Below are 12,840 nucleotides of genomic sequence, written 5' to 3'. Positions count from 1 at the left end.
AACCCACATCTCCGCAGCTCTGCGCTTCTTCGGGAGCGCGTCCGTGGTGTTCACCTCGGAGGTCGCAGCCGGTGACGATTGGAGCCAGCGCCGCATGGTCGTGGAGTTGGACATTTGCCGAGTTGCGTAGCTGCGCACAGGATTTGCCAGACACCCGCCGTGGCCGCCGCGAAAGACCATCATGACTAGCAGAAGCCGATCCATGCCTCTGGAGGCGGAGCACCACGACACCAACGAAGGGCGACGCCTCGTGAAGTTCGACCCCACAGTGAACACTGGCACGATCATCCAGATCGGCACGATCATCTTCATGGGGGCCCTGGGGTTCGCCATGCTCCAGGGCGAGCTCAAGACGCAGAAGGTCGAGTTGGAGGCGGTCAAGCTTGCTGCCGAGCGCGACAACAAGCGAAACGAAGAGGCGTTGCGCGAGATCAAGACCGACGTACGCGAGCTGCAGAAGTCGATCAACGACATCAAGGAAGGTGTCGCGATTTTGCGCGGCCGCGCGGCAGACGTGGGGTCGAAGCGATGAAGCTTCTTCAAGACTGGCCGCGCCTGGTCCGGCGCGCATGGAGTGTGCGCCTGGCCATCCTGTCGGCGGGCCTGTCCGCGGTCGAGTTCGCGCTGCCCTTCGTAGCGCCAGAGCGGCCGAGCGGCTGGTTCGCCGGCGCCGCGGTGCTGGTGTCCCTGGCGGCCGCCGGCGCGCGCATCGTCGCTCAGCCCAGGAGCCTGCCGTGAGCCCGGTGCTGCGCAAGCGCCTGCTGGCCGTTGCGGCGAGCGTGGCCGTGGCCGGCGGCGCCTTCATCGCGGGCCAGCGCCCGAGCGCCGAGGTGCTGCTGGCGATGGAGCTCGGCGCCCACTTCGAGAGCTCGGGCCGGCACATCGGCACGCCCTACGTCGACCGGCTCGGCAAGGGCCAGCCGCTGACGGTCTGCAACGGCATCACCGGCCCCGAGGTGGTTGCCGGCCGCACCTACTCGCCCGAGGACTGCCACCGCATCGAGCTGCCGCGCTACCGCGAAGCCGAGAAGCAGGCGAAGGCCCGGCTGCGGCATTGGGACACCTACAACCCGTGGGTGCGCGCGTCGTTCATCGACATGGTGTTCAACCTGGGCCCCGGATCGCTGGACGGCACCACGATCCAGCGCCTGGCCAATTCCGGTGACCTTGCCGGCGCCTGCGCGCAGATGCCGCGCTGGGTCTACGGCACCGTGGCTGGCCAGCGCACGAAGCTGCCCGGCCTGGTGGACCGGCGCAACACCACGAACGAGCTGTGCGCGGAGTGGGGCAGGAGCGGCCACTTCTCGGCCGGCCTGCTGGCGGGGGGGGCGCCATGAGGCTCGCGCTCAAGAAGACCGCTCGGCCCACGCTGTTCGGCCCGGTCTCGCACGTCATCGGCAAGCGCCTTGACCATGGCCCCTACAGCCACGTCGAGCTCATCCTGCCCAACGGGCTCAGTGCGAGCGCGGTGATGGGCGAGGGCGTCCGCATCAAGGCCATCACCTACAGCGGCGGCTCCGAAGCGTGGGACTTCTACGAACTGCCGGGCGCGCTCGGCGCGCGGGCGCACCGCTGGTTTACTGACCACGACGGCGAGGGCTACGACTACGGCGCCATGGTGCGCTTCTGGTGGGGAGTGGTGGCCGAGGAGCGAGGCCGCTGGACCTGCTGCGAGGCCGTCGGCGCTGCGCTGGGCTGGAGCCGGCCCTGGCCGTACAGCCCGAGCGGCCTGCTGGCGCGGGCGGTGGACCACTACGCCGCCCGAAAGGTGGCCGGCCCGTGGCCGGACGACATGGAGCGCATGTCGCCTGCGCTGCGCCATCTGATCGGGTCAGGCCAGGCGGCGCTGAGCGATTGGGGGCGGCTATGAGCGCGATCGCCTGGGCGATGTGGGCCTACTGGTGGCGCGCAGTACTCGGGCCGGCCGTGGTGGCCGAGCGTGGGCCAGCGCGCGCAGCGCCGACCGACCAGTGCACCAGTTGCCTGCGCTTCGGCCACGTGGCGGCCAACTGCCCCGACGAAGCCTGGAGGCTGCGATGAACTGGGTCCGCATTGCCGCGTGGGCCGGACTGGCCGCGCTCGTGCTGGCCGGCCTGCACTGGTGGACCAGCAGCATCGAGGCGCGCGGCTACGACCGCGGCCGCAACGACGCCATGGCCAAGTGGGCCCAGGCCGATCTGGCCCGCGCGCGCGCCACGCTGCGCCAGTCCGAGGTCAACCGCGAAGAGGAAACCCGGCGGGAAGCCGCCAAGCAGAAGGAGATCGACCATGCCCAAGAACAACGCCGAGCCGCGGTGGCTGCCGCTGCTCGTGCTGACCGTGCTGCTGACGGCCTGCGCGGCCAGCTCGCCACCTTCCTCGCTGACGCCAGATCCCGCGCCCGCGTGCCCGCGGATCCCGGCACTGCCGGCGGAAGCCCGCCAGTCGGCGGCGATCTCGATCTGCTCGCCGAGCTGTACCGAGGCGCTGACGCTCGAGCGGGAGAGCTCGCGAAAGCGCTTGATGTATCCCGGGCTGCCGGGCACACCTGCGAGCGGCTCTACGACGCCTTGACGGCGCACGGGCGATAAGGCGCTGCTGGGTCACACCAATCAGGCCATTACCGACCGCTACAACGACGACAGGGGGCTCACGGCCCGGGAGTTCAAGCGCGTGGCGATCGCCGTTGACACGCCAAGTTAGAACGGGCAGGGCGGCCGCGGCGCGCGCACGTAGTCGAGGAGCCATACCCAGTAGTGCCGCGTCAGCGCCTGGCCCGCGCACAGGCGTTCAAGATCATGCGGCACGGGCCAGCCATCGGCGCGCAGCTGCTCGGCCACGTCGGCCGCCCAGGCCTGTAGCTCTGGCGTCACGATGACGGTGTGCACCATCGGGTCGGTGCCCGTGGTGTCGAAGTCGTGAGCAGGGGCTTCTATCATGCGCTGGTCGCCATCTTGGAAAGCACTCCACGCGCGGCCTCTACGTTGGGTGCACAGAACCATGTCTGCTGCCACCGCGCCATGGCCTTCTCGCCCCATTCGATCCCGCTGATCTGGCGGAAGCCGCCGCGGGCCCTGGTCACGTCGATCTCGTGCATGGACATGGTCACGATCGCCATGTCCGGCACCTGGTACAAAAAGGCCGTCCAGTTCGGTTTCGTGAAGTCGTCGTTCACGATGAGCGCGCCGGCGACCGGTGTCAGGTTCAGCAGTTCGGCGATTGGACGACGCTGGCCCTTGAGTCTCATCGGGTAGACCACGCAGGGCAACGCGGCGTCCCGCAATGCCTGCACCGCAGCCGGCGTGCCGGGAGGGGTGGCCCCATTGCGATGCCACCCGCTGCCTCGCTCGAAGATCGGTGGCGTGGTCTGCTTTCGCATGTGCTGCGGCGGGCTGAAGAAGCTCGTGTTGTGGGCCCTTGCCGGGACGCCGTTGATCCAGAGCTTGCCGCTGTCAATGCGCTCGAACGCACGCGCTGTGGGCTGCTGAGCGCGGATGTCTTCCTCGGTCGCGCGGTGCCGCGTGGTGTACCTCTTGCCGGTGGCATCGGTCACCCGCCAGTAGTAGATCCAGTGGGGTTCCATCGCTGCAAAACACTGTTTGGGTAAACAGTATATGGCGACGTGCCCCACCGTCCAAAACCACCACGCAAGTAATTGATTCCAAACAGCTTGAAATGGTTGAATTTGAACGCTTCTACGCGGCGCAGAAAGCAAAAAAGCCCATTGAAATCAATGGGCTTTCGCTGGAACAAGGTGTCTGCAGATGCCACCGGACCGCAGCCTGAACCGGCGGTTCAGGTGGGCGAGGTCAGCCCGGAGTTGGGATCATCTGACGCGAGACGTTCACGCTCCCCAGGAAATGTTCCAAGCCCGTGCTCATATGAGCATTGGTTCAAGGACATAAAAGCCCGGTGCGCACCGCAGACGCCTTCATTCTAGGACGAATGCGCGGCCTCGGTTGCGCAAAGAGCGTACAGAGTGCGGTGTTGAGGCTTTACAGGAGCCTGCCGTCGTCACCCAGCGCCGCGTCAAGCTGCGCGAGGATGGCGGCCAGCTGCGCATCGGCGGGCACAGACGCGGCGGTCGCGCCACCGGCTGCGGGCGGCTCGGTCTGGTCGAACGCGAGGTTCAGCGCGGCCAGCACCGCGATGCGGTCGCGCGCGCGGATCTTGCCGGCGTCGCGGATCGCGCACATGGCACTGTCCACGCGGTGCACGGCCTCGAGCATGCGCTGCTCGCCACCGTCCGGGCAGCCCAGCAGATAGGTCTGGCCGAGGATCTTGGCTTCGATCTGCTTCATGGCAGGTCTCCCACGTCCTGGCCATCCTTGCGGTAGGCCGGGGCAGGCGCGACCGTGACCGACTCGGGCAGACGTTCGAGCAGGGCGTCGATGCGGGCACGGGCCGCGCCAAGGCGCGACTTGAGCGAATCGCGCTCGTGCGTGAGCAGCGCGACCTGCTCGGTCAGCAGCGCGTTGGTGCGCTGCAGTTCACGGTGGCGGACCAGCAGCCGCTCCGTGCGTTCGGCGATCTGCTGGATTTGCGTGGCTTGGTCCATGGCGGGGCGCATTGTAGGAGGCGTGCGGGTTGGCCGGCCCGTAGAATCCGCGCCGTTGGTGCTCGCGGCGTGGTTCACGCGCCGCGGTTCAACGGGAAGCAGGAGGGTGCCGCCCCACACGGGCCATCTAACCTGCGCTGCCCCCGCAACGGTAAGCGGCCGAAGCCCTCCACGGGCTTCTCCTCCATCACGACGTCACTGCGAGCCTTGCTCGTGGGAAGGCATTGGAGTGTGCACCGCCAGCCCGGATACCGGCCAACAAGGTGGCTGCGCGCTGCGCAGCCTGTGTGCCCATCGCCGGCGGGGAAGCTGGCGCGGGCGGTTTATTCGGGTTCCGCTTCCATGAAGTTCTCTTCGTCCCACGTGCGCCTGGCTGCGCTCCCCCTGGCCCTGTCCGCCTGCTGGCCGCTCGTTGCCACGGCGCAGAGCCAGCCTGCGTTGCAGGACACCGTGGTCACCGCCACGCGCAGCGCCCGGCCACTGGCCGACCTCGTGGCCGATGTCTCCATCATCGACCGCACGACCATCGAGCGCAGCGGCGCCATCGGCGTGGCCGACCTGCTGGCGCGCCTGCCCGGTGTGCAGTTCGCGCGCAGCGGCGGCCCGGCTGGAACCACCAGCGTGTTCGTGCGCGGCGCCGAGTCGCGCTACACCCCGGTCTACCTGGACGGCGTGCGGCTGGACTCGCAATCCACCGGCGGTGTGCAATGGGAGCAGATTCCGCTGTCGCAGCTCGACCGCATCGAGCTGCTGCGCGGCCCGGCAGCCGCGGTCTACGGCTCGGATGCCGTCGGCGGCGTGGTGCAACTGTTCACGAAGAAGGGCGAGGTCGGCAAGCCCGCGCCCTTCGTCGGCGTGGGCGGCGGCAGCCACGGCAGCTGGCGCGCCGAGGGCGGCATCAGCGGCCGTGCCGGCACCGACAGCGCGATCGACTACGCCCTGGGCGTGACCAAGGAGCGCAGCAGCGGCTTCGATGCCATGCCGGCGCGGCAGCGCGGCGCCTTCGACAGCGCCACGAACCCGGACAAGGATGGCTACGAGCGCCTGTCCGGCAATGCGCGCCTGGGCCTGCAGATCAACAAGGCGCACCGGATCGACGCCACGCTGCTGGCCAGCCAGCTGGAATCGCAGTACGACGACTCCTTCTCCTACAACCCGGCCAGCCCGCAGGACGACCGCACCCACAACCGGCTGCGCACCGCAGGCGTGACCCTGTCCAGCCAGTGGACCGAGGCGTACAGCACGCGGCTGCAGTTCACCGACTCGCACGCACGCTACGCCACCACGCCGTCCTTCTACCGCACCGAGACCGACCTGCGCGGCTACCTGTGGCAGAACGAATACCGCCTGGGCGTGCACACGTGGTCGGCCACGCTGGAGCGCCGCGAGGACGGCCTGCGCAACGACCCCATCGACCGAGACCGCAGCCAGAACGCACTGGCGCTGGGCTACGGCCTGAACGCCGGCCCGCACGCGCTGCAGCTGCACCTGCGCCGCGACGACGACAGCGAGTTCGGTGGCAAGACCACCGGCAGCGCGGCCTACGGCTACGCCATCACGCGCGCGCTGCGTGCGACCGTGTCGGCCGGCACCTCGTTCCGGGTGCCCACGCTGTACCAGCGTTTCAGTGAATATGGCTCGGCCAGCCTGCAGCCCGAAGCAGGCCGCAACATCGAAGCCGGCCTGCGCTGGACCGAGGGCGCCAGCAGCGCCAGCGTGACGGTCTACCGCAACCGCGTGCGCCACATGATCGACTACATCGACGGCGCGGGCGCCTGCGCCTCGTCCTGGGGCTGCTACCAGAACGTGAACCGCGCGCAGTACCAGGGCATCACGCTGGCGGGCCAGCACCAGATCGCCAATGTGCGGCTGCGCGCCTCCGTCGACTTCCAGGACCCCAGGGACCTGGAGAAGGATCGGCAACTGGCACGCCGGGCCAAGCGCTTCGCGACGCTGGGCGCGGACACGCAGGTCGCCGGCTGGACGCTCGGCGCCGAGGCGCAGCTGTCCAGCAAGCGCCGCGAGTACGACGACTTCGGCGGCACCGTCTACACACTGGGCGGCTACACGCTGCTCAACCTGCACGCCAGCACGTTGGTCGCACGCGACTTCACGCTGAGCGCACGCGTCGACAACCTCACCGACAAGCAATACGAGACCGCGCGGCTGTACGACACGGGTGGCCGCACGCTGTGGGTCGGACTCAAGTGGGCGCCGAACTGAGCCAGCGCTGCCCGGCCATCCTGGTCGCCGCGCCGGCCTCGGGCCAGGGCAAGACCACGGTGGCCTGCGCGCTGGCACGGCTGCATGCGCGCCAGGGCCGGCGCGTGCGCGCCTTCAAGTGCGGGCCGGACTTCCTCGACCCGTTCTGGCTCACGCAGGCCAGCGGCGCGCCCGTGCACCAGCTGGACCTCTGGATGACGGGCGAGGACGACTGTCGCGCGCGCCTGCACGCGGCGGCGGCCGGTGCCGACCTGGTCATCGTCGAAGGCGTGATGGGCCTGTTCGACGGCGAGCCCAGCGCGGCCGACCTGGCACGCCGCCTCCATCTGCCGGTGCTGGCCGTGGTCGATGCTGCGGCCATGGCTGGCACCTTCGGTGCGCTGGCCTTCGGCCTGCAGCACTACCAGCCGGGTTTGCGCTGGGCTGGCGTGCTGGCCAACCGCGTGGCCAGTGCGCGCCATGCCCAACTGCTGCAGGCCGGCCTGCGCGAGCCGGCCGACTGGCTGGGCGGCCTGCCGCGCGACAAGGGCCTGGCGCTGCCCGAGCGCCACCTGGGCCTGACCGTGGCGACCGAACTCGACGACGCCATGGCCCGGCTCGATGCCGCTGCCGATGCGCTGGCGGCCACGCCGCTGGGCCAGATGGATGGCGCAGGCCTGCAGCGCTGGGAGGTCGACTTCGCCGCGCCGCAGGACGCCGTCGCGGCTGTGCATCCGCTGGCCGGCCGCACCATCGCCATCGCGCGCGACGCGGCCTTCTGCTTCATTTATGCGGCCAACCTGGATTGCCTGCGCGCACTCGGCGCCGAACTCGTCTTCTTCTCGCCGCTGGCCGACGCGGCGCTGCCGGCCTGCGACGCGCTGTGGCTGCCCGGTGGCTACCCCGAGCTGCACGCGGCCCGCCTGTCGGCCAACACCGGTCTGCGCGCCAGTCTGCAGGCGCACGTGCTGGCCGGCAAACCGGTCTGGGCAGAATGCGGCGGCATGATGGCGCTGTTCGACACCCTGGTGGACACCCAAGGCCAGGCGCACGCGCTGTGGGGCCTCTTGCCCGGCCGCGTGCAGATGCAGCCGCGGCTCGCGGCGCTGGGGCCGCAGCAGCTGGCGCTGCCGGCCGGCACGCTGCGCGGCCACACCTTCCACTACTCCACCTGCGCGACGCCGCTGGCGCCAGTCGCGCGCACATCGCGTCCGGGCCAGGCGCCTGCGCCGGATGCCGGCGAGGCCCTGCTGCAGCAGGGCGGCATCCGCGCGAGCTACTTCCACGCCTGGTTCGCGTCCTCACCGGCCGCGACGGCTGCCCTGTTCACATGGCCGAACTGATCCTGGGCGGCCAGAAGAGCGGCAAGTCGCGCCGCGCCGAACTGCTGGCACGCGACTGGCTGGCCGGCGACACCGGGCGCAGCGCCGTGCTGATCGCCACTGCTCACGGCCATGACGCGGAGATGCGCGCACGCATCGCGCGCCACCGCAGCGACCGCGCCGCGCGCGTGCCGGGCCTCGCCACGGTGGAAGAACCGCTGCGGCTGGCCGAGACCATCACGGCACTCGGCACGCCGCACACCCTGCTGGTGGTGGACTGCCTCACGCTGTGGCTGACCAACCAGTTGATGCCCCTGGCCGGCCCGGCTTGCAGCGCCGCTGAACTCGAAGCCGCGCAGCAGGCGCTGGAGCAGGCTGTGCGGGGCGCGCGTGGCCCGCTGCTGCTGGTGGGCAACGAGATCGGGCTCGGTGTGATCCCCATGGGGCGCGAGGTGCGCGCCTTCGTGGACGCGCTGGGCACGCTGAACCAGCGCATGGCGGCCTGCTGCGCGCGCGTGACGCTGATGGCCGCGGGCCTGCCGCTGGTGTTGAAGGACGAACCCGCATGACGCTCGCCCGTTTGCTGCTGGCGCTGGCCTGCGGCTGGAGCACGCTGGCCGCGGGCCACGAGGTCACCGACGAGACCGGCACGCGCGTGCACCTGGACGCGCCGCCCGCGCGCATCGTCTCGCTGCTGCCTTCGCTGACGGAGACCGTCTGCGCGCTCGGCGCCTGCGCACGCCTGGTCGGCGTGGACCGTTTCTCCAACTGGCCGCCCGAGGTGCGCCAGCTGCCGCAGCTGGGCGGCGGCGTGGACCCCCACATCGAGGCCGTGGTGCGCACGCGGCCCGACCTGGTGCTGGTCTCGCACAGCGGCCGCGTGGCCGAGCGTTTGCGCGCCCTCGGCCTGAAGGTGGTGGTGCTGGAGCCCAAGAACCACGCCGACGTGCGCCGCGTGCTGGGCACCGTCGGCCAACTGCTGGGCCTGCCGGAGAGCGCGCCCGCGGCCGTCTGGCAGCGCATCGAGCAGGGGCTCGACGAGGCCGCCGCCATGCTGCCCGCCCAGGCCCGCCAGGCGCGCGTCTATATCGAGGTCAGCCGCGGCCCCTACGCGGCCAGCGCTGGTTCCTTCATCGGCGAGACGCTGGCCCGCCTGGGCGTGGCCAACGTGGTGCCGGCCACGCTGGGGCCATTTCCCAAGCTCAACCCCGAGTACGTGGTGCGCGCCGATCCCGACATCCTCATGCTGGCCAACCGCACCATGCAGGCCGAGATCGACTACCCGGGCTGGCGCGCCATGCGCGCGGTGCGCGAGCAGCGCATCTGCCTGTTCTCGCTGGACGACGCCGAGACCGTGGTGCGGCCCGGGCCGCGCATGGACCAGGCCGCGCGTGTGATGGCGCAATGTCTGAAAGCCAAGGCGCCGTGAACCAACGGCGTGCGACATGGCTGGCCCTTGCGCTGGCGCTGCTCTCCGCGGCCCTCGCGCTGCTCGGCGCCAGCGTGGGCAGCACCGGCTTCGACTGGCCCTGGCGGCTGCAGGACGACCCCATGGGCTGGCAGATCGTCCGGGACATCCGGCTGCCGCGCACGCTGGGCACCTGGCTGGCCGGCGCGCTGCTGGGCCTGGCCGGCGCCATCGCGCAAGGCCTGTTCCGCAACCCGCTGGCCGATCCCTACCTGCTGGGCAGCGGCTCGGGCGCGCTGCTGGGCGTGGCCACCAGCATGGCGGCGCTGGGCGGCTCGCCGTTCGCGCTGTCGTGGATCGCGCGCATGGGCCTGGCCGGCGCGGCCTTCGTCGGCGCCGTGGCCGGCGTGCTGCTCACGCTCGCGCTGGCCCAGGGCGTGCAGCACACACTGCGCCTGCTGCTGGCCGGCGTCATCGTGGGCGTGGTGCTGAGCGCATTCACCTCGCTGCTGATGCTGCTGTCGCCCGAGATCATGCAGGCGCTGCAGGCCTTCATGCTGGGCAACACCAGCACGGTCGGCTGGTCGGCCTGCGCGCTGATGGCGGCGCCGTTGGCGCTGGCCGCGCTGGTGGCCTGGGCACTGTCGCCCACGCTGGATGCGCTGGCGCTGGGCGAGGCCACCGCCACCAGCCTGGGCATCCCGCTGCCGGCGATGCGCATGGCGCTGGTCGCCACGCTGGGCCTGGCCACCGGCGCGGCCGTCGCGCAGACCGGCCTGGTGGCGTTCGTGGGCCTGGCGGCGCCGCACCTGGCGCGCTCGCTGGTCAAGGTGACGCACGGCCGGCTGATCCTGCTGGCGGCCGGCATGGGCGGCGTGCTGCTGCTGGCGGCCGACATCCTGGCGCGCTGGCTGATCGCGCCGCAGGAACTGCCCGTCGGCGTGCTGACGGCCGTGCTGGGCGGCACCTACCTGCTGTGGCGCATGCGCCAGCGCACACGTGCAGGGGGAATGCTGTGAGCATCGCGCTCGAAGCCCGCCATCTGCGCGCCTCCCAGGGCCTGGCCGAGGTGCTGCACGGCGTGGACCTGCGCCTGCCGGGCGCCTGCTGGACCGCCGTGGTCGGCCCCAACGGCGCGGGCAAGTCCACGCTGCTCAAGGCGCTCGCCGGGCTGCTGCCCAGCACAGGCCAGCTGCTGCTCGACGAACGGCCACTGGCCACTTACAGCGGGCGCGAGCGCGCCCGCCGCATCGCCTGGCTGGGCCAGAACGAGGCGGCGGCCGACGATCTCTCGGTCTATGACGTGGTCATGCTGGGTCGGCTGCCGCACCGGGCCTGGCTGGCCGCGCCGGGCGCGGCCGATCACGCCGCCGTGGAGGAGGCGCTGCGCGCCACCCATGCGCTGGCCTGGTCGGCGCGGCCGCTGGCCCGTCTGTCGGGCGGCGAGCGCCAGCGCGTGCTGCTGGCGCGCGCACTGGCCGTGCAGGCGCCCGTGCTGCTCATGGACGAGCCTCTGGCCAACCTCGACCCGCCGCACCAGGCCGACTGGCTGGCCATGGCGCGTGCGCTGGCGCGCGCCGGCCGCACGGTCGTCAGCGTGCTGCACGAGCTGCCGGCCGCGCTGCAGGCCGATGCGCTGGTCGTCGTCGAACGCGGCCGCATCGTGCACCACGGCCCCAGCGGCGACGCCGCCACCCACCGCGCGCTGGAGGCCGTGTTCGACCAGCGTGTCGCCGTCCATTGCATCGCCGGCCAATGGATCACCATCCCCCGCTGAAAACCACCCCATGCAGATCGAAACCCCACCCAGCACCAAGCCCTACGAGAAGCCCGAGGGCGAGCGCCGCGGCATCGTCATCGTCAACACCGGCGACGGCAAGGGCAAGAGCACGGCCGCGTTTGGCCTGGCGCTGCGCGCGCACGGCCGCGGCAAGCGCGTGAAGGTCTACCAGTTCATGAAGGTGCCCACGGCGCGCTTCGGCGAGCACCGCATGTTCGAGCAGTTCGGCATCCCGATCGAGGGCCTGGGCGATGGCTTCAGCTGGAAGAGCCAGGACCTGGAGCGCTCGGGCCAGCTCGCACGCGAGGGCTGGGAGAAGGCCAAGGCCGCCATCCTGTCGGGCGCGTACTTCATGGTCACGCTGGACGAGATCACCTACCCGCTGATCTACGGCTGGCTGCCGCTGGACGACGTGCTGGCCACGCTGCGCGCACGGCCCCGGGAGGTGCACGTGGTGCTGACCGGCCGGCGCTGCCCGCCCGAACTCATCGAACTGGCCGACACCGTGACCGAGATGACGCTCATCAAGCACGCGTTCAAAGCCGGCATCCCGGCCCAGCGCGGCATCGAGGATTGACGGCCGCGGCCGCCCTGTGGATCGCGCTGCTGGTGGACCGCCTGTGGGGCGAGCCGCCAGCCGCGCTGCACCCGGTCGTGGCCATGGGCCGCTACCTGGGCTGGGCCGGCCGGCGGCTGCCGCAGGCACCCCGTGCGGCCTTCACGGCCGGCGCGCTGGCCTGGTGCGCCGGCGCGCTGGTGGTCGGCGCGCTGGCGGCGGCGCTGCAATGGGCCGTGCTGGCCTGGCTGCCCGGCTGGGCCGCCGCACCGCTGCTGGGCCTGGCGCTCAAGCCCATGCTGGCCTGGCGCATGCTGCACGACGAAGTGCAGGCGGTCGAGACCGCGCTGGGCCAGTCGCTCGCAGCGGGGCGGGCCCGGCTGGCCATGCTGGTCAGCCGCGACGTGGCACTGCTGGACGCCGGCACCGTGCGCGAGAGCGCCATCGAATCCTTGGCCGAGAACCTCAACGACTCGGTCGTCGCGCCGCTGTTCTGGTTCCTCGTGGCGGGCCTGCCGGGCGCCGCCGTGTTCCGTTTCGCCAACACGGCCGACGCCATGTGGGGCTACCGCTGCGTGCGCGGCGGGCGCGACTGGGAGTGGGCCGGCAAATGGGCCGCCCGGGCCGACGACGTGCTGGGTTGGGTGCCGGCGCGCACCACGGCCGTGCTGCTGTGCCCGCTGCGCGCCCACGCTGCCCTGGCGGTGGAAGCGGGCCGCACCAGCTCGCCCAACAGCGGCTGGCCGATGGCGGCCATGGCCCTGCGCTTGGGCGTGCGGCTGCGCAAGCCCGGCGTCTACGCGCTCAACGCCCAGGGCCGGGCGCCGCAGGCTGCCGATGTGGCGCGTGCCCTGCGGCTGGCCGGGCGCGCCGTGGCCACCGTGGGCGTGTCGCTGGGCGTGCTGGCGGCGCTGCTTCGCTGATGCGCGCAGCGCAGCAAAACCCCTACCACATGGCGTTCCGCCTGAGAACTGCTGTCGATATAGGTCGAATCCTTGGACGAATTCCTTTATAAACGGTAACAACTCCACAACC

The 12,840-nt window shown here is 71.2% G+C and carries 18 protein-coding genes and 1 riboswitch; of the genes, 14 read left to right on the top strand and 4 right to left on the bottom strand.

Annotated features, from left to right (window positions below):
* Window positions 1-202 precede the first annotated feature (202 nt).
* The 6 genes from ASF45_RS33530 to ASF45_RS33515 are packed head-to-tail and all read left to right on the top strand — an operon-like array spanning window position 203 to window position 2,570.
* On the top strand, window positions 203-532 hold the full coding sequence (locus ASF45_RS33530; RefSeq protein WP_056674051.1) for a hypothetical protein: 330 nt from the start codon (window positions 203-205) through the stop codon (window positions 530-532).
* Complete coding sequence (locus tag ASF45_RS35740; protein ID WP_156473281.1) at window positions 529-738, top strand: hypothetical protein; 210 nt, start codon at window positions 529-531, stop codon at window positions 736-738. Before ASF45_RS33530 ends, ASF45_RS35740 begins: the two co-directional genes overlap by 4 nt.
* On the top strand, window positions 735-1,337 hold the full coding sequence (locus tag ASF45_RS33525) for a glycoside hydrolase family protein (RefSeq protein WP_056674048.1): 603 nt from the start codon (window positions 735-737) through the stop codon (window positions 1,335-1,337). The genes ASF45_RS35740 and ASF45_RS33525 overlap by 4 nt, the downstream gene beginning before the upstream one ends.
* Window positions 1,334-1,870, top strand: a complete 537-nt coding sequence (locus tag ASF45_RS33520; protein WP_056674045.1) for a hypothetical protein — start codon at window positions 1,334-1,336, stop codon at window positions 1,868-1,870. The genes ASF45_RS33525 and ASF45_RS33520 overlap by 4 nt, the downstream gene beginning before the upstream one ends.
* Window positions 1,867-2,040 carry a hypothetical protein gene (locus ASF45_RS35735; RefSeq protein ID WP_156473280.1) on the top strand — a complete coding sequence of 58 codons (174 nt, stop codon included), beginning with the start codon at window positions 1,867-1,869 and terminating at the stop codon, window positions 2,038-2,040. The genes ASF45_RS33520 and ASF45_RS35735 overlap by 4 nt, the downstream gene beginning before the upstream one ends.
* On the top strand, window positions 2,037-2,570 hold the full coding sequence (locus ASF45_RS33515; RefSeq protein ID WP_056674039.1) for a DUF2514 family protein: 534 nt from the start codon (window positions 2,037-2,039) through the stop codon (window positions 2,568-2,570). Before ASF45_RS35735 ends, ASF45_RS33515 begins: the two co-directional genes overlap by 4 nt.
* A 108-nt stretch (window positions 2,571-2,678) precedes the next feature.
* Here the strand turns inward: ASF45_RS33515 and ASF45_RS33510 are convergent, their stop codons facing one another.
* From ASF45_RS33510 to ASF45_RS33495, 4 genes are all read right to left on the bottom strand, one after another.
* Window positions 2,679-2,918 (bottom strand): hypothetical protein, encoded by a 240-nt coding sequence (locus ASF45_RS33510; RefSeq protein ID WP_056674036.1) that lies wholly within the window; start codon window positions 2,916-2,918, stop codon window positions 2,679-2,681.
* Window positions 2,915-3,562, bottom strand: coding sequence for a hypothetical protein (locus ASF45_RS33505; RefSeq protein WP_056674033.1), 648 nt, complete (start codon window positions 3,560-3,562; stop codon window positions 2,915-2,917). The genes ASF45_RS33510 and ASF45_RS33505 overlap by 4 nt, the downstream gene beginning before the upstream one ends.
* Window positions 3,563-3,974: 412 nt before the next feature.
* Window positions 3,975-4,280 carry a cell division protein ZapA gene (locus tag ASF45_RS33500; RefSeq protein ID WP_056674030.1) on the bottom strand — a complete coding sequence of 102 codons (306 nt, stop codon included), beginning with the start codon at window positions 4,278-4,280 and terminating at the stop codon, window positions 3,975-3,977.
* A complete protein-coding gene (locus tag ASF45_RS33495) occupies window positions 4,277-4,537 on the bottom strand; it encodes a cell division protein ZapB (protein ID WP_056674026.1) in 261 nt (86 codons plus the stop codon). The genes ASF45_RS33500 and ASF45_RS33495 overlap by 4 nt, the downstream gene beginning before the upstream one ends.
* Before the next feature lie 39 nt (window positions 4,538-4,576).
* A riboswitch (cobalamin riboswitch) is annotated at window positions 4,577-4,812 on the top strand.
* 67 nt (window positions 4,813-4,879) lie between these two features.
* On the opposite strand from ASF45_RS33495, the gene ASF45_RS33490 reads away from it, so the two are divergent.
* Genes ASF45_RS33490 through cbiB form a run of 8 tightly spaced genes read left to right on the top strand, consistent with a single transcriptional unit; the run spans window position 4,880 to window position 12,728 of the window.
* Window positions 4,880-6,760 carry a TonB-dependent receptor domain-containing protein gene (locus ASF45_RS33490; RefSeq protein ID WP_056674023.1) on the top strand — a complete coding sequence of 627 codons (1,881 nt, stop codon included), beginning with the start codon at window positions 4,880-4,882 and terminating at the stop codon, window positions 6,758-6,760.
* Entirely contained in the window at window positions 6,745-8,082 is a 1,338-nt protein-coding gene (locus ASF45_RS33485) for a cobyrinate a,c-diamide synthase (protein WP_235581104.1), read from the top strand. The genes ASF45_RS33490 and ASF45_RS33485 overlap by 16 nt, the downstream gene beginning before the upstream one ends.
* Window positions 8,070-8,630 (top strand): bifunctional adenosylcobinamide kinase/adenosylcobinamide-phosphate guanylyltransferase, encoded by a 561-nt coding sequence (locus tag ASF45_RS33480; protein ID WP_056674021.1) that lies wholly within the window; start codon window positions 8,070-8,072, stop codon window positions 8,628-8,630. Before ASF45_RS33485 ends, ASF45_RS33480 begins: the two co-directional genes overlap by 13 nt.
* The gene (locus ASF45_RS33475; RefSeq protein ID WP_056674018.1) at window positions 8,627-9,490 is read left to right on the top strand and encodes an ABC transporter substrate-binding protein; all 864 of its coding nucleotides are present in this window, start codon (window positions 8,627-8,629) and stop codon (window positions 9,488-9,490) included. Before ASF45_RS33480 ends, ASF45_RS33475 begins: the two co-directional genes overlap by 4 nt.
* Window positions 9,466-10,488, top strand: coding sequence for an iron ABC transporter permease (locus ASF45_RS33470; protein WP_200932245.1), 1,023 nt, complete (start codon window positions 9,466-9,468; stop codon window positions 10,486-10,488). The genes ASF45_RS33475 and ASF45_RS33470 overlap by 25 nt, the downstream gene beginning before the upstream one ends.
* Window positions 10,485-11,246 carry an ABC transporter ATP-binding protein gene (locus ASF45_RS33465; RefSeq protein ID WP_056674015.1) on the top strand — a complete coding sequence of 254 codons (762 nt, stop codon included), beginning with the start codon at window positions 10,485-10,487 and terminating at the stop codon, window positions 11,244-11,246. The genes ASF45_RS33470 and ASF45_RS33465 overlap by 4 nt, the downstream gene beginning before the upstream one ends.
* Window positions 11,247-11,256: 10 nt before the next feature.
* Window positions 11,257-11,826, top strand: a complete 570-nt coding sequence (cobO, locus tag ASF45_RS33460; protein WP_056674011.1) for a cob(I)yrinic acid a,c-diamide adenosyltransferase — start codon at window positions 11,257-11,259, stop codon at window positions 11,824-11,826.
* A complete protein-coding gene (gene cbiB, locus ASF45_RS33455) occupies window positions 11,823-12,728 on the top strand; it encodes an adenosylcobinamide-phosphate synthase CbiB (RefSeq protein ID WP_056674008.1) in 906 nt (301 codons plus the stop codon). Before cobO ends, cbiB begins: the two co-directional genes overlap by 4 nt.
* Window positions 12,729-12,840: the final 112 nt, after the last annotated feature.

Origin of the sequence: Pseudorhodoferax sp. Leaf265 (genome assembly GCF_001422365.1) — a bacterium.
Classification (GTDB): Bacteria; Pseudomonadota; Gammaproteobacteria; order Burkholderiales; family Burkholderiaceae_C; genus Pseudorhodoferax.
Note: the sequence above shows the minus strand (reverse complement) of the source record. Positions and strands in the feature narration are given on the sequence as shown.

Bases quoted from the DNA above. Each gene is read 5' to 3' on its own strand.
- ASF45_RS33505 (WP_056674033.1), bottom strand. From the start codon at position 3,562: ATGGAACCCCACTGGATCTACTACTGGCGGGTGACCGATGCCACCGGC.
- ASF45_RS33475 (WP_056674018.1), top strand. From the start codon at position 8,627: ATGACGCTCGCCCGTTTGCTGCTGGCGCTGGCCTGCGGCTGGAGCACG.
- ASF45_RS33470 (WP_200932245.1), top strand. From the start codon at position 9,466: ATGTCTGAAAGCCAAGGCGCCGTGAACCAACGGCGTGCGACATGGCTG.
- ASF45_RS33490 (WP_056674023.1), top strand. From the start codon at position 4,880: ATGAAGTTCTCTTCGTCCCACGTGCGCCTGGCTGCGCTCCCCCTGGCC.
- ASF45_RS33530 (WP_056674051.1), top strand. From the start codon at position 203: ATGCCTCTGGAGGCGGAGCACCACGACACCAACGAAGGGCGACGCCTC.
- ASF45_RS35735 (WP_156473280.1), top strand. From the start codon at position 1,867: ATGAGCGCGATCGCCTGGGCGATGTGGGCCTACTGGTGGCGCGCAGTA.
- cobO (WP_056674011.1), top strand. From the start codon at position 11,257: ATGCAGATCGAAACCCCACCCAGCACCAAGCCCTACGAGAAGCCCGAG.
- ASF45_RS33500 (WP_056674030.1), bottom strand. From the start codon at position 4,280: ATGAAGCAGATCGAAGCCAAGATCCTCGGCCAGACCTATCTGCTGGGC.
- ASF45_RS33480 (WP_056674021.1), top strand. From the start codon at position 8,070: ATGGCCGAACTGATCCTGGGCGGCCAGAAGAGCGGCAAGTCGCGCCGC.
- ASF45_RS33520 (WP_056674045.1), top strand. From the start codon at position 1,334: ATGAGGCTCGCGCTCAAGAAGACCGCTCGGCCCACGCTGTTCGGCCCG.
- ASF45_RS33495 (WP_056674026.1), bottom strand. From the start codon at position 4,537: ATGGACCAAGCCACGCAAATCCAGCAGATCGCCGAACGCACGGAGCGG.
- ASF45_RS35740 (WP_156473281.1), top strand. From the start codon at position 529: ATGAAGCTTCTTCAAGACTGGCCGCGCCTGGTCCGGCGCGCATGGAGT.
- ASF45_RS33515 (WP_056674039.1), top strand. From the start codon at position 2,037: ATGAACTGGGTCCGCATTGCCGCGTGGGCCGGACTGGCCGCGCTCGTG.
- ASF45_RS33510 (WP_056674036.1), bottom strand. From the start codon at position 2,918: ATGATAGAAGCCCCTGCTCACGACTTCGACACCACGGGCACCGACCCG.